The sequence below is a fragment of the Janthinobacterium sp. PSPC3-1 genome (genome assembly GCF_049896105.1).
In the GTDB taxonomy this organism is placed as follows: domain Bacteria; phylum Pseudomonadota; class Gammaproteobacteria; order Burkholderiales; family Burkholderiaceae_D; genus Janthinobacterium.
The window spans coordinates 1-14,001 of sequence record NZ_JAFCTQ010000041.1 but is presented as its reverse complement, the minus strand read 5'-3'; the positions used below and the strand labels follow the sequence as shown (position 1 = coordinate 14,001).

The 14,001-nt window shown below is 62.6% G+C and carries 12 protein-coding genes; 1 reads left to right on the top strand and 11 read right to left on the bottom strand.

The features are described from left to right. Positions 1–45: 45 nt before the first annotated feature. The 6 genes from ACP7B7_RS26955 to ACP7B7_RS26930 form a co-directional block, all read right to left on the bottom strand. Positions 46–1,032 carry a xylose isomerase gene (locus tag ACP7B7_RS26955; RefSeq protein ID WP_426078751.1) on the bottom strand — a complete coding sequence of 329 codons (987 nt, stop codon included), beginning with the start codon at positions 1,030–1,032 and terminating at the stop codon, positions 46–48. After that, a complete protein-coding gene (locus ACP7B7_RS26950; protein ID WP_426078750.1) occupies positions 1,029–2,303 on the bottom strand; it encodes an NAD(P)/FAD-dependent oxidoreductase in 1,275 nt (424 codons plus the stop codon). The genes ACP7B7_RS26955 and ACP7B7_RS26950 overlap by 4 nt, the downstream gene beginning before the upstream one ends. A 2-nt stretch (positions 2,304–2,305) precedes the next feature. Next, a complete protein-coding gene (locus ACP7B7_RS26945; protein ID WP_426078749.1) occupies positions 2,306–3,328 on the bottom strand; it encodes an ABC transporter permease in 1,023 nt (340 codons plus the stop codon). A gap of 30 nt (positions 3,329–3,358) precedes the next feature. Then, entirely contained in the window at positions 3,359–4,924 is a 1,566-nt protein-coding gene (locus ACP7B7_RS26940; RefSeq protein WP_426078748.1) for a sugar ABC transporter ATP-binding protein, read from the bottom strand. A gap of 77 nt (positions 4,925–5,001) precedes the next feature. Beyond that, a complete protein-coding gene (locus ACP7B7_RS26935; RefSeq protein ID WP_426078747.1) occupies positions 5,002–5,928 on the bottom strand; it encodes a sugar ABC transporter substrate-binding protein in 927 nt (308 codons plus the stop codon). Positions 5,929–6,151: 223 nt separating this feature from the next. Next, complete coding sequence (locus tag ACP7B7_RS26930; RefSeq protein WP_426078746.1) at positions 6,152–7,183, bottom strand: LacI family DNA-binding transcriptional regulator; 1,032 nt, start codon at positions 7,181–7,183, stop codon at positions 6,152–6,154. 168 nt (positions 7,184–7,351) lie between these two features. On the opposite strand from ACP7B7_RS26930, the gene ACP7B7_RS26925 reads away from it, so the two are divergent. Continuing rightward, positions 7,352–8,218 (top strand): MurR/RpiR family transcriptional regulator, encoded by an 867-nt coding sequence (locus ACP7B7_RS26925; protein ID WP_426078745.1) that lies wholly within the window; start codon positions 7,352–7,354, stop codon positions 8,216–8,218. Positions 8,219–8,238: 20 nt separating this feature from the next. On the opposite strand, the gene ACP7B7_RS26920 is transcribed toward ACP7B7_RS26925, so the two are convergent. The 5 genes from ACP7B7_RS26920 to iolE all read right to left on the bottom strand — a co-directional run bounded on the left by ACP7B7_RS26920 (position 8,239) and on the right by iolE (position 13,938). Then, positions 8,239–9,162, bottom strand: coding sequence for an SHOCT domain-containing protein (locus tag ACP7B7_RS26920; RefSeq protein WP_426078744.1), 924 nt, complete (start codon positions 9,160–9,162; stop codon positions 8,239–8,241). Between the two features lie 21 nt (positions 9,163–9,183). Further along, positions 9,184–10,497, bottom strand: a complete 1,314-nt coding sequence (locus ACP7B7_RS26915) for a maltoporin (protein WP_426078743.1) — start codon at positions 10,495–10,497, stop codon at positions 9,184–9,186. A 222-nt stretch (positions 10,498–10,719) separates the two neighbouring features. Continuing rightward, positions 10,720–12,219, bottom strand: coding sequence for a CoA-acylating methylmalonate-semialdehyde dehydrogenase (locus tag ACP7B7_RS26910; RefSeq protein WP_426078742.1), 1,500 nt, complete (start codon positions 12,217–12,219; stop codon positions 10,720–10,722). A 13-nt stretch (positions 12,220–12,232) separates the two neighbouring features. Continuing rightward, positions 12,233–13,027 carry a 5-deoxy-glucuronate isomerase gene (gene iolB, locus ACP7B7_RS26905; protein ID WP_426078741.1) on the bottom strand — a complete coding sequence of 265 codons (795 nt, stop codon included), beginning with the start codon at positions 13,025–13,027 and terminating at the stop codon, positions 12,233–12,235. Continuing rightward, positions 13,024–13,938: a myo-inosose-2 dehydratase gene (iolE, locus tag ACP7B7_RS26900; protein ID WP_426078740.1), complete on the bottom strand. Its 915-nt coding sequence runs from the start codon at positions 13,936–13,938 to the stop codon at positions 13,024–13,026. Before iolE ends, iolB begins: the two co-directional genes overlap by 4 nt. Positions 13,939–14,001: the final 63 nt, after the last annotated feature.

Here is a 14,001-nt window from a genome sequence, read left to right as displayed (position 1 = left end):
ATGTCCTTGTGGTGGCGAAGTGGCGAGGCGGAAAAATGAAATGGATCAGGCGTGCTGCAACTGCGCCAGCCAGCGGGCGCAGGCGACGTTTTGCTCAAGGATGGAATAGCGGCTGGCGCCGCCGTAATCGGCAAACGGAATGAATTCGCAGCTGATCTGCGCCAGCGGGCTGCCGCGATGGGCCTTTTTCCAGTCCAGCAATTGCGTTACCGCCAGCTTCCACGGCGCCAGTTCGGACTCGTCCCATGGGCCGTGATAGCTGCCCGGCGCCGGTGCGGTGAACGGATACTGGATGCCGCGCCCGGCCAGTTCGCCACGCCGCATCCAGGGATTCGGCACGCCAGGCGACTGCACGCTGCGCGCATGCGCGTGGACGACCCAGCCGCGTGCCAGCCATTGCGCGTACAGGCTGGTGGCGCTATCGGGATGCAGCAGCGCGTGGCCACCATCATCAAGTCCCGCCAGGCCGCACAGCGCCAGTTCTTCCTGGTCGCCCAGCTTGAACAGCAGATGGGAATGGTCGAGCGTCAGGCGCAGCGGCACGCCGCGCCGTTCCAGCCAGTCGCCCAGTTCGGCGACCCGGCCGAACTGCTCGGTCCACATGTCGACGTGCACTTCCAGCGATGGCAGGCAACCGCTGCGCACGCCAATCTCCATCAGGCGCAGGTAAAACTCGCCCATGCGCTGCAGGGTCAAGGCAACGCCGGTCTGGTCGCGCGCAAACACCTGGCAGTTGAACACGCGGCAGCCCAGTGCGGCCGCTGCGCCGTTGCGCGCCGCATATTCCGGCAGCGTGTCGTCGCCGAGGCAAAAAATGCCGCCCATCACGCCGATCGGCACGCCATGGCCTTCGCTGGCGCGGATCACGGGGAGCACATCGTCGCCCGGCCAAAGGTTCACTTCGGCGTAATCGAAGACGCCTGCGTTGGCCACGCGCGCAAAACGCTCGTCGAACGACAGCGCCGGCAAGCCATCATGCTCCAGCACGCCATCGATATTGATGCCGATGGCCATCAGCCGCTTGCCGGTCATGCCGCCTCCTTCATCATCGACAGCAGTTTCTTGAGCGGCTGGGCCGCATCGGCCAGCACTGCGGGATCCAGCCGGACGCGCCCTTCGACCAGCTTGCGCATGATCTTCAGGTCGCGCGTGACAACGCTGGCGGGGCCGAAGCCGCTGGCGCCGACCAGCACGCTGTCCTGGTCCAGGAAAAACAGCAGCAGCGCGCCTTCGCCCGGCACGCGGCTCACGCAGCTGGCCGCCAGCGACGGCTCGCCCGACACCTGCAAGGTATGGTCATACTGGTCGGACCAGAACCACGGCGACTCGCCATAGGAGCTGGCCGCGCCCAACATATTGGCCGCCGCCACGCAGGCCTGGGTTTCGGCGTTATGCCAGGTTTCCTGGCGCATGGCCAAGCCGGACAAGCTTGAAGGGAACTGGCACACATCGCCGGCCGCAAAAATGGCAGCGTCGCTGGTTTGCAAGCGGCTGTCGACCACGATGCCCTGCTCGACATCGAGCCCGCAGGCGCGCGCCAGCTCCAGCCGCGGCGCCATGCCGATACCGGCCACGATCACGTCGGCCACCAGCGTGCTGCCGTCGGCCAGCAGCAGCGCCAGCCTGCCGTCGTCGCGCTGCATGATCTCGACCGGCTGCGCGCCGCAGCGGATGCGCGTGCCGCGCGCCGCGTGCAGGGCCTGCACCAGGCTGGCCACCGATTCGGGCACGGCGCGGCCCAGCAGGCGCGGCGCGCCTTCGACCAGTTCCACGTCGCACCTTGCCTCGCGTGCGCTGGCCGCCACTTCCAGGCCGATAAAGCCGCCGCCGACCAGCACCACGCGCGCGCCGGGACGCAGCTGGTCGCGCAGGGCCATCGCATCGGCGTGGGTACGCAGTGACAACACGCGCGGATGCTGCGCGCCCGGTATCGACAAGGTGCGCGCCGCGCCGCCGGTGGCCAGCAACAGGCTGCGGTAGGCGATGGTGCCGCCGTCGTCCAGGGTGATCAAGCGCGCAGCACGGTCGATGGAGTTCACGCGGCAGCCCAGACGCAGGGTTATGCCGGCCTCGTGCCAGGCGTCAACCGCGGCCAACTGCATGGCGTCCATGCCAGTCTCGCCGGACAGCACCGATTTCGACAGTGGCGGGCGTTCGTAGGGCGCCAGCGGCTCGTCGCCGATGACGGTGATGGCGCCGGTCCAGCCCAGGTTGCGCAAGGCCAGCGCGGCGCGCCCGCCGCAGTGGCCCGCGCCGATGATGACCATGCCGGCCTGCGCCGATGAGGTAGCGAGGGCGTCCATGATCAGCGTTTCTTCTGTTTGCGGATCTGGTCGGCGACCACCGCGATGACGATAATGGCGCCCTTGATCACTTCCTGAAAATAGGAATCGACCCCCAGGAAGGTAAAGCCGCTGGCGATCACGCCCAGTATCAGCGCGCCGATGACGGTGCCCGTGATGCGGCCCACGCCGCCCGACAGGCTGGTGCCGCCAATGACGGCGGCGGCGATCGCGTCGAGTTCATACGACACGCCCATACCGGACTGGCCGGTCTGGGCACGCGCCGAGCCGATCACGGCAGCCACCCCGGCCAGCACGCCGGCGATGGTATAGACGATCACCAGATGGCGCTGGATATTGATGCCCGACACGCGCGCCGCCACCGGATTGCCGCCGATCGCATAAGTGCGCTTGCCAAAACGCGTATAGCGCAGCAGGATATGGAAGAACAGCGCCGTGACCAGGAAAATGATCACCGGATTGGCGCCCGAGCCGATCCAGGTATAGCTGTCGGTCAGGGTGCTCACTGGCTGGCCGTGCGTGTAGAGCTTGGCCAGGCCGCGCGCCGACACCATCATGCCGAGCGTGACGATAAAGGCCGGCACGCCCGTCTTGACGATCAGGCTGCCATTGATCAGGCCCACCATGGCGCCTACGCAAAGGCCGGCCAGCACCGGCAGCAGCACCGGCAGGTCCAGCAAACCGGGGTAGATGGCGCGCGAGGCCTCGGACGATTGCGCAAGGCTGGCCGCCACCATGGCCGCCAGCGCCACTACCGAGCCGGACGACAGGTCGATGCCGCCGGTGATGATGATGATGGTAACGCCGATGGCGATCAGGCCGATCTCGGACACCTGCAAAATCATAATCAGCAAACCGGTGGGGTTGCCGAGAAAGCTCTGGCCGCGGAAATACCAGCCCAGCAGTTCGAAGGCCAGCGCGATGCCCAGCAGCACGCACAGGATGCCCAGTTCGGGCGGCCATTTGAAGGCGCGCTGGAGGGGCGGCTTGACCGCGTCGGTAAGAATGGCTTGTTGCGATTGCATGATGGATGTCTCCTGCTTGACGGATGATTTTTATTGGAATGTGGGCGCCGGGGTCGGCGCCGGCACGACGCCGGAAGCGAGCGACAGAATGCCTTCCTGGCTGAAGTCGGCGCGCATTACCTCGCCGCTGACCCGGCCTTCGTGCATCACGATGACGCGGTCGCTCATGCCCATCACTTCGGGCAGTTCGGACGAAATCAGAATGATGGCTGCGCCCGATTGCGCCAGTTCCGTGACCAGCTTGTGGATCTCGGCCTTGGCGCCGACATCGACGCCGCGCGTCGGCTCGTCGAGGATCAGGATGCGCGGGCGGTTGAGCAGCCAGCGCGCGATCAGCGCCTTTTGCTGGTTGCCGCCACTGAGGTTGCCGATAATTTCCTGCAAGTTCGGTGTCTTGATCTTCAGGCGGCGGCTCATGTCGTGGCAGGCCGCATCGAGTTTTTTCTGCTGCACGAAGCCGCACCAGGTGTAGTCGGACAGCACGGTGATATCCATATTGCTGGCCACGTCAAGGCCCAGGAACAGGCCCGATTTCTTGCGGTCTTCGGTCAGCAGCGCCAGGCCGGCTTGGATCGCCTGCTTGGGCGTACGGAAACGCTCGGGTTTGCCGTCGATAAAAATCTGACCGGAATCGGGCGGGTCGATGCCGAACAGCGACTCCATCACTTCGGTGCGGCCCGCGCCCATCAAGCCGGCCAGACCGACGATCTCGCCATAACGCACGTCGAAACTGACATCGTTGAACCAGCCTTTGCGGGACAGGCCGCGCAGCGACAGCGCTACCGCGCCGATCTCGGCGTGGCCTTTGGGAAAGACCTGGTCCATCTCGCGCCCGACCATCGCCGCGATCAGCGAATTGGCGTTCATGCTGGCGGCCGGCTCGGTCAGGATATGGCAGCCGTCGCGCAAAATCGTGATGTCGTCGGCGATACGAAACACCTCGTTCATCTTGTGGGTAATATAGATGATGGCCTTGCCGGCGCGCTTCAGGCTGGCGATGATCTCGAACAGGTGCTCGACTTCTTTTTCCGTGATGGCCGAGGTAGGCTCGTCCATGATCAGCACCTGCGACTCGTAGGAAACGGCCTTGGCGATTTCGATCATCTGCCGGTTGGCGATGCTCAGCTCGCCCAGCATGCATTCGGGATCGACCGCAATATTCAGGCGACCCAGCAGGTCGCGCGTGTCCTGGTTCAGCCTGGCGTGGTTGACGATGCCGAAGGCATTGACCGGTTCGCGGCCGATCCAGATATTCTCCGCCACCGTCATGTCCGGCAACAGGTTCAACTCCTGGTGGATCATGGCAATGCCGTGATCGAGCGCCTCGCGCGGCGAGCGCAGCTTCAGGCGCTTGCCGCGGAAAGTCAGGGTGCCCTCGTCCGGAATATAACTGCCGGCCAGGATCTTCATCATGGTCGACTTGCCGGCGCCGTTCTCGCCCATCAGCGCGTGCACCTCGCCAGCGCGCACTCGCAAACTGACCTTGTTCAAGGCCACCACGCCGGGAAAGCGCTTGCAGATATCGCATGCCTGCAGCAAATACTCGCGCGCATCCGCCGCCGGCATGGCTGGCGCCATGGCATCGTGAAATGTCATCTCTAACCCCTCTGAAACATGAATGTCTGACTGCCGCGCCCGGCGCCTGGTGGCGGCGGGCGCTTGTTACGCGGAGTTCAGTTCTTGCTGATGTACTTGGCGATGTTGTCCTGCACTACCAGCTCGTACGGGATCATGTTCATGTCGGGCAGCTTTTCTTTCTTGACCATTTTCATGGCCGCCTGCACGGCGCCCGTGCCCTGGCCCTTCGCATCCTGGAACACGGTCAGCGCCAGTTCGTTCGATTTCATCGACGACAGTGCATCGGGTGTAGCGTCGACGCCGGCCACCAGCAGGGTTTTCGGCGAGACCTTGGCTTGCTTCATGGCGATCAGCGCACCGAGCGCCATCTCGTCGTTATTGGCGGCAATCGCATCGATCTTCACGCCGGCGCTAAGCCACTTGGCCATCAGGTCGATGCCCTTCTTGCGGTCGAAATCGGCGACCTGTTCCTCGACGATCTTAATGCCAGGGAATTTCTTCGCCACTTCCTTGACGCCCTTGGTACGATCGATCGCCGCATCGCTCGACAGCGCGCCGACCATGATGGCGACATTGCCCTTGCCGTTCAGGCGGCGCGCCAGCTCTTCCATCTGCAAGCGGCCGGCCACCAGCGAATCGGAACCGACAAACACGGTGCCGTTACCCATTTTTTCGTCCGGCTTGCGGTTTACGTAGACCAGCGGAATGCCGGCCTTGCGGGCCGCTGCGGAAATGCGCTTGGTGGCGGCCGTGTCGACCGGATTGACGACGATTGCGGAGACGCGCTGGGCGATGAAGTTTTCAACCTGGCTGACTTGACGGCCGACATCGTTGTTGGCGTCTTCGAACTGGATCTTGACCTTCTGGTTTTCCGCTTCCTTGGCCATGCCGCCGCGCACGATGGTCAGAAAAGTGTCGAAGGCGGACAGCGACACGCCAATCGACGGCGTCTGGGCGAAGGCGCTGGCAGGCAGGATGGCAGCGGTGGCGAAGGCCAGGAAGATACGGCGGCTCAGTTTCATTTTGTCTCCATTATTGTTTATCGTTATGGTCATTCATCACTCAGATACGTCTCTTTGCGAGGACTGTTCATGAGCTGATACCCATCGTAGATCATGGAAAATCAAAATGCAATAAATATTTCAGTTTTATTTGAATACAGAAAAAATATTTCATATTTTGGAAGGCTGCTTTCCCAGGAAGTGCCATGACATGCCAGCAAGCACTGCCAGCACGAGGCAAAAGTCAGACGCTTTCGGCCGTATGCAAATCAAAGGATAGCGGCTCTGGCACCGCCAGGGAGGACCCGTGCTCGTCGCACGACAGGGCCATGGCGCGCACGGCGGCCTGCGCCAGGCGCTGCTGCGGCGTGGCGATGACGAGGTCGACAATGCCATCGATCAGTGCCGAGCGCGTCACCGGCACCAGCTCATTGACCACCACCACCAGGCCCTGCGCCGGCATCTCTTCACGCAGCGCGCGCACCACGCCGGCCGAGCCACCGCCGGCAACGCACAGACCGACCATCTGGGGATGCGCAGCGAGCAGGTCGAGCACGGTTTCCTGCGACAGGTCCTGGTCTTCCAGGTTGGTGTGTGCCTCGAGCACGCGAAAGTCGGGCGCATGTTCGCGGAAGTACGAGCGAAAGCCGCTCTCGCGGCTTTCCTGGCCCAAGTATCGCTGGCTGCCGATCAGGATGCCAACTTCGCCCGCGCGCGGCGCCATACGTGCAATAGCCCAGGCGGCCGTGCGCCCGGCCTTGCGGTTGTCGATGCCCAGATAGGCGCTGCGAAGGGGCGAGCTGACGTCTGACAGCAGGGTGAACACAGGTTTGCCCAGCGCGCGCAACGCATTGATGGCTTCGTTGACGTAAGGATGGTCGAGCGCCACCACGGCCAATGCGTCGACATCCATGCCGACGGCGTGGATGCGCTCGGCGATCAGGCGTGGCACCAGCTGGTCCATGAATTCCACGCGCGCCTCGCAGCGCAAGCCGGCATGCTGTTCGGCCGCTTCGCGCAACGCCGCAGCCAGGTCCTGGTAAAACGGATCGTCCTGTTTTTGCAGGCAAAAGCCCAGGGTCAGCAGTGGTGCGCGTTCGAGCAGGCGTCGGCGCATCAATTCCGTGGCGTGATAGCCGATCTTCTGCGCCGCCAGGACCACTCGGTCGGCGGTGCCGTCCTTGACGGGCAGGCGGCTGTTGAGCACCCGGTCCACAGTGGCGACGGATACCCCGGCGGCCTGGGCCACCGATGTCATGGTTGGGCGCTTGTTCAACGGTTCTCCTGCGGGACGCATGCATGATGCTGAATCATCGTGCAGGCAGGATAATGGAGTCGCGCGTGCAATGCAATATTTTTTGCCGATTCGGCATAATTCGAAATTTCCTTCTATACGCTAGAATCGCGCCTATAATTTATATTAATGGAAACAGAAGGAGCAAGCATGGCTGAAGTCGCCGCGATCGACCAACTGATACAGCAAATCGCCAACGAATACGAAAGCTTGTCGCGCCAGCTCAAGCTGATCGCCAAGTACGTCGAACAGCACCGCTCCAGCCTGATGTTGGAGCGCATCAGCGACATCGCCGCCGCCTGCGATGTGCAGCCGTCGGCCATCGTGCGCTTTGCGCAGCGCTTCGGCTATTCGGGCTTCAGTGAAATGCAGGAAGTGTTTCGCCAGGCGTATACCGAGCAGACGAGCGCGCCGCCGAACTACCAGCAGCGCATCCGCAAGCTGATCGTCGACGGCGACCGGCAATTGAGCGCCGGCGACATGACGCGCGCCTTTATCGGCGCCAGTTATGCCGGTCTCAACGACCTGGCGGCCGGCCTCGACGACGTCCAGCTGGAAGCGGCCGTCACCTTGCTGCAGCAAGCCGACAATATTTACGTGGTCGGCGTACGCCGCTCGTTTCCCATCGCCTCGTATATCGCTTATGCACTGGAACATACGGCCAAGCGGGTCCACCTGGTTTCAGGCCTGGGAGGCATGCACCGCGACCAGATGCGCAGCATCCGCAAGGGCGACGTGGCGATTGCCATCAGCTTCGCGCCCTACGGCAAGGAAACCCTGCAATGCGCGCGGCTGGCGCAGGACAATGGCGCCAAGGTGCTGGTGATTACCGACAGCAAGCTGGCGCCCCTGGCGCGCGCGGCCGATGCCTTGCTGACGGTCACCGAAGGCAGCGCTTTTGCATTCCGCTCGCTGACCAGCACCATCTGTTTGTGCCAGGCGCTGTTCATCGCCCTGGCCTACCGGCTGGAATCCGATATCAAGGAAATTACCCCGCCAGGCGAAGAAACCGACTGAGGCGGGGTGATGTGGCATGCTTACAAGGCGTTCAGGATCAGGCGGCGCTTTTCCTGGTATTCGTCTTCGCTGATCAAGTCCTGCTGGCGCAGTCGCGCAAGGGTTGCCATTCGACGCTCGATACCGTCCATCACGCGCGCCGGTGCCTGCTGCGCGGAAGGCAAGCTGGCTGGCAGCGGCGGCGCCGTGCGCCCCCGCAGGCTTTCCAGCGACACCTCCAGCCAGTCGCCACGTGCGGGCTGGACGCGGCGCCAGCCATCACCTTTTAACGCCGGCACATCCGGCGATGGGCGCAGGCGGCTACCGGTGAAAAATACCTTGGTCGGCTGGCGGCTCACACGTTCCAGGTCGAATGGCGACTGCACCAGGCCTAACAGCAGTTGCAATGCGCCGTCGCGGACAAAAGCGCGGCCGCTGCTGACGCGATAGGTCGACATCAGCCGCAAACCGTCAGGCTCCGCCGCCACCGCAAACGTCACATCCTCTCCCGCTGTGGACGCTGCGAGCGCCGCGCTGAGCGGAAGCGACAGCTGATCGAGCTGTTGCGGCGAAAACACCGCGCTTCCCGCACTGGTCTGCAACGCCGCCAGCGCCAGGCGCAAAGCTTCTTGATCGAGTGCGCGCCCCTGATTGGCCGCTGCGCCAGTTTCACTGGGCACGCGCTGCACGAAGCTGTACGGCCCCAAAGGCATATTTTGCGCCGGCGCAGCCATGGCTGCAGGCATGGCGGTCTTGCCGCCATCGCTACCATTGACCAGCGCTCCCACGCTTGCACAGCCCGACAGGCAGGCGCCCATCACCAGTAACAGGCAAGCAAGCGGCATCTTGCATGCCTTGTTCGATGTAGCAATCATCATGTCTCCATTGCAGGAAAAAAAACCCTTCCGCGCAAACGGAAGGGCAAAAGGACGGTCATGCATAACACCGTCCACTAGGACCATCATGCCTCTGACAGCAATGCTTCCTTAAAACCAGGTTTCGACTTGCATGCCCAGCATCGAACCCGAAGTGGCGCGACCGAACGCGCCGGTAGTCGACAATGCGCTGCCTGCATTGGAGACGTCGGCAGCAAGGCGGGCGGCATCATTCCATTTGGCGTAGGTGTAGAACAGGCGCAAATCAGGACGGGCATTGACTCCCGGGCCGGACGAAATGGTCGGTGCGATGGTGAACTTGGTCATGCGGCGAGTCTGGCCGTTTTCAGGCTTGACCACGTCGAATCCCAGATCGGCACCGACCTTGATGTGGCGCGTCAGGCCATACACGGCATGGGTGCCCAAGCTGCTCCAGGTTTTGTTTTCGGTCACGCCGATAATGGTCTGGCCTGGCGCAAGGCCGCTATCTTTCTGATAGATGGCCACCAGTTCGACGCCGAATTTTGGCGTGATCTGGGTGTAAAGACCATCGAGCACGCGCACACGCTTCACATCCTTGCTGTGGGTCAGGTTGCCGATCGCGCCGATTGCCGAATCGGTGCCGCCGGTACCAGGCCCGGTGCCGTACTGCAGCGCGAGTTTGTTCCATCCATCGCCATTGATGCCGGTCTGGCGATGTTGCACGGTCAGGCCGTAACCCGATTGGGCTTGTGGCGCGGACGAGTCCTTGCCGATCCAGCTCAGGCCCATTTCGAGCGAGCCGTTCGGGTTGATGCCGATGCCGCGCAACTGGAAGTCGTGACGGCTGGCCGAATTGCTGCCATTACTGGCCAGTGCGCCGGTAGCCGGCAAGCCGCCGCCGGTGGTGGTGGCGATCAAATTATCCTTGCGCAACCAGGCATAGCTGAATTTCAGCGTGCCGCCGAGACTGATGTCTTCCACACCGCCGCCGAAGCCCTGGCCGCTCCAATAGAAAAAATCATTCGGACTCAGGGCTTCACGCTTGTAGTATTTGCGCCCCATCCATGCGCTGCCGCCGTTCAATTCCGGCAGCTTGTCACCCTGAACGAAGATTTGTGGCAGTCCGACCGGGTCGGTATCCGAGGAAGAGTTACTGTTATTAAAGGAAAACATGATATTGGCGCTGAAGACGGCCCCTTCATCGGTTTTCGCCACTTCCTGCCCCAGGCCAAATTCACCATACACCTGGCACTCATTGCCAAGGCGATACTTGCTCATGGCACCGGCCAGCTGAAAACAGGTCGGGCCACCCTTGGACGAGTTCGTGCCGGTCAGGCCGCGAAAGTAGCCGTTATACTCAAAAGCGAACAACGGCTGGCTGCACACCATCAAACCGGTGACGAGCAGGGCTTTTTTCAAGATTGCTGATTGTTGCGTTTTCATGGACTGCTATCCCCTTTTGTTATACGAGCATCTGCTGATGCTCTGTTATCGAACCCCGTTATGACAACAGGGCTCCTTTCATGCCACGGATGTGGCAATTCTTATTGGCGCAACGGTAAGTTGCAGGCAGCCGCAAGGCTGCGGGCAAAGCTCCGCCCTGGCACAGTCGCGGCCGTTTATATCCAGGGAGAAATGAAAACCGGGCTGATCAGCCCGGCTGCGTTATTTCAGGGTCGGCATGGCAAATTCGGCGCCAGCCGCTGTCGAGGCGGGCCAGCGCTGGGTGACGGCTTTCTGCTTGGTATAGAAGCGCACCGATTCCGGGCCGTGCGCATGGTGGTCGCCAAACAGGCTGCGTTTCCAGCCGCCAAAACTGTGGAAGGCCATCGGCACGGGAATCGGTACATTCACGCCGACCATCCCGACCTGCACCCGGTGCGTGTATTCGCGCGCCGTATTGCCGTCGCGCGTATAAATCGCCGTGCCGTTGCCGTATTCATGGGCGTTGACCAGGTCCAGCGCGGTGGCAAAATCGGGCACGCGCACGATGCACAAGACCGGGCCGAAGATCTCTTCCTTGTAGATGGTCATGTCCGGCGTCACATGGTCGAACAGGCTGCCACCGAGGAAAAAGCCGTTTTCATGGCCGGGCAGCACAAAGCCCCGCCCGTCCGCCACCAGTTTTGCGCCTTCCTGCACACCGGTGGCGATATAGCCGGTAATTTTATCCTTGTGCACTTGCGTGACCACCGGGCCCATTTCGGCCGCAAGGTCCATGCCCTGCGTGATTTTGAGTTCGGCGATGCGCGGCAGCAAGGCTTCCACCAGCTGGTCGCCCACATTGCCGACCGCCACCACCACCGAAATCGCCATGCAGCGCTCGCCAGCCGAACCGAAGGCCGCGCCCATCAAGGCGTCCACCGTTTGTGGAAGATCGGCGTCAGGCATCACCACCATATGGTTTTTCGCGCCGCCCAGCGCCTGCACCCGCTTGCCCTGCGCGCAGCCGGTGGCGTAGATATATTCGGCGATCGGGGTCGAACCGACGAAACTGACGGCGCGCACGTCCGGGTGGTGCAGCAGGCCGTCGACGGCTTCCTTGTCGCCTTGCACCACATTGAAGACGCCATCGGGCAGGCCGGCTTGCGTGAGCAGTTTTGCCAGCAGCAGGCTGGCCGACGGATCGCGCTCCGACGGTTTCAGCACAAATGTGTTGCCGCAGGCAATCGCCATCGGGAACATCCACATCGGCACCATCACCGGGAAGTTGAACGGCGTGATGCCGACGCAGACGCCCAGCGCTTGGCGGATCGACCAGGCGTCGATGCCGCCGGCCACCTGCTCCGAATATTCGCCCTTCATCATTTGCGGGATGCCACAGGCGAACTCCACCACTTCGATACCGCGCGTGACCTCGCCTTTCGCGTCCGTAAACACCTTGCCATGTTCGGCAGTGATCAGCGCGGCCAGTTCGTCCGAATGGGTTTCCAGCAATTCCTTGAACTTGAACATGACCCGGGCGCGGCGCAGCGGCGAGGTCTGCGACCAGGCGGGAAAGGCGGCGTGGGCGGCCGCCACGGCGGCGTTCAGCTCGCTGGAGTTTGCCAGCGCAACCTTGGCGGTGATTTCTCCGGTGGCGGGATTGAAGACGTCGCTGTTGCGCTCGGAACGCGAGGCCATGGCGCTGCCACCGATAAAGTGGCCAATTGTCGGGGTTGTCATTGTTTTTCCTTGGTTATTTCGTCATCAGCCATTCATGGGCCGGATCGTTTTTAAAATGCCAGACCCGTTTCGGGCCGGCCATTACATTCAGGTAGTAGCCGTCGTAGCCATACGGCACGGTGACCGGGTGGTAGCCGCGCGGCACCATCACCACATCGTGGTTTTCCACCGCCAGCGCCTGGTCGATGCTGCGATCGTCCGTGTACACGCGCTGGTAGGCAAAACCCTGCTCGGGATTGAGGCGGTGGTAATAGGTTTCCTCCAGCGAACTCTCTGTGGGGATATTGTCGTTATCGTGCTTGTGCGGCGGATAGCTCGACGAATGGCCCGATGGCGTCACCACCTCGACCACCAGCAGGCCATCGGCTTCTTCCGTCTGCGGCAGGATATCGCACACATAGCGGGTGTTGGCGCCCCTGCCGCGCACCGAGCGCGTCATGGTATGCGGATCAATCAGGCGGGCCGGACGGTCGGACGTGCCCGGCGCGCTGCACAAGCCGATTTCCGCGTTGCCGGTGGCGATGATATTGACCCGCATGCGGCGCGGCACATACACGGCCGCCGGCGCGCGGTCTTCGAACACGCTCAGCCGTTCGCCGATGTTTTCCCAGCGCTGCTCGCCCGCCTTGACCGTCACCGTGCCGGTCAAGACCACGATGCACAGCTCGCGGCCATCGGTTTCCAGGCTGAGTTGTTCGCCCGCCGCCAGCCGGTGCGCGGCAAAGCCGACATGGGTCCAGCCGGCCGATTCGGGCGTCACCTCGACAATGGTGGAACCGGGCTGCGCCTTGACGAGCAAGCTGTTCATGCGGCCTCCTGTCCCAGGCGTGGGATTTCATCGACCAGTTTTGCCAGGTAGTCGTGGCCCATCTTGGCGTACTGGTAGCTGGGGGCCACGGCCGGGTCCTGCTCGGCTTCCACCACCAGCCAGCCCTGATAGCCATGGCGGTACAAGGCGGTGAGAATGCCCGGAAAATCGATGCTGCCGTCGCCGGGCACGCTGAAAGCGCCATTGATCACGGCCTGCAGGAAACTCCAGTGGCCATTCCTCGCCAGCTTGATCACGTTTGGCCGCACATCCTTGCAGTGCACATGGCAGATGCGGGCTATGTGCTTGTTCAATACCGTCAGCGCGTCGCCGCCGCCGAAGGTGATATGGCCGGTATCGAACAACAAACCTACCTCGTCACCCGTGAGCGCCATCAACTGGTCGACATCGGCCGGCGACTCCACATAGGCACCCATATGGTGGTGGTAAGCCAGGCGCACGCCGTGGTCGAGCAAGTGTTTCGCAAATACCGTCAATTTGTCGGCGTACGCCTGCCATGCTTGCTGCGACTGGAAGCGCGGACGTTTATACAGCGGGCGCGCTTCGCCCTGGATCGCGTCGGCCACTTCGCCATACACCATCACGGTGGCGCCGCTGTCGGCCAGCAGCCGCAAATGGGGACCGACGGCGACGATTTCCTCTTCCGCCGAACGGCTGGCCAGGCGGCCCGAATACCAGCCCGACACGCAGGCCAGGTCATATTTGCCGAGCACGGCGCGCAAGGCCGACGATTCTTTCGGAAACTTGTTGCCCAGCTCAAAGCCGGCATAGCCGATTTCGGCGCCCTCTTTCAAGGCGGTTTCCAGCGGCGTCTCGCCGCCCAGGCTCGGCAAATCGTCGTTCATCCAGGAGATCGGGTTGATGCCGATTTTTACATTCCATGTGTTCATTTTGCTTGTCCTTGGCGATCAAGTTCATAACGGGCGCGTGCCGCTTGCACGCCGGGCTGGGTC

Excerpts from the sequence above, each read along its gene's own strand:
- ACP7B7_RS26955 (WP_426078751.1), bottom strand. The coding sequence starts at position 1,032 with ATGACCGGCAAGCGGCTGATGGCCATCGGCATCAATATCGATGGCGTG.
- ACP7B7_RS26950 (WP_426078750.1), bottom strand. The coding sequence starts at position 2,303 with ATGGACGCCCTCGCTACCTCATCGGCGCAGGCCGGCATGGTCATCATC.
- ACP7B7_RS26945 (WP_426078749.1), bottom strand. The coding sequence starts at position 3,328 with ATGCAATCGCAACAAGCCATTCTTACCGACGCGGTCAAGCCGCCCCTC.
- ACP7B7_RS26940 (WP_426078748.1), bottom strand. The coding sequence starts at position 4,924 with ATGACATTTCACGATGCCATGGCGCCAGCCATGCCGGCGGCGGATGCG.
- ACP7B7_RS26935 (WP_426078747.1), bottom strand. The coding sequence starts at position 5,928 with ATGAAACTGAGCCGCCGTATCTTCCTGGCCTTCGCCACCGCTGCCATC.
- ACP7B7_RS26925 (WP_426078745.1), top strand. The coding sequence starts at position 7,352 with ATGGCTGAAGTCGCCGCGATCGACCAACTGATACAGCAAATCGCCAAC.
- ACP7B7_RS26920 (WP_426078744.1), bottom strand. The coding sequence starts at position 9,162 with ATGATGGTCCTAGTGGACGGTGTTATGCATGACCGTCCTTTTGCCCTT.
- ACP7B7_RS26915 (WP_426078743.1), bottom strand. The coding sequence starts at position 10,497 with ATGAAAACGCAACAATCAGCAATCTTGAAAAAAGCCCTGCTCGTCACC.
- ACP7B7_RS26910 (WP_426078742.1), bottom strand. The coding sequence starts at position 12,219 with ATGACAACCCCGACAATTGGCCACTTTATCGGTGGCAGCGCCATGGCC.
- iolB (WP_426078741.1), bottom strand. The coding sequence starts at position 13,027 with ATGAACAGCTTGCTCGTCAAGGCGCAGCCCGGTTCCACCATTGTCGAG.
- iolE (WP_426078740.1), bottom strand. The coding sequence starts at position 13,938 with ATGAACACATGGAATGTAAAAATCGGCATCAACCCGATCTCCTGGATG.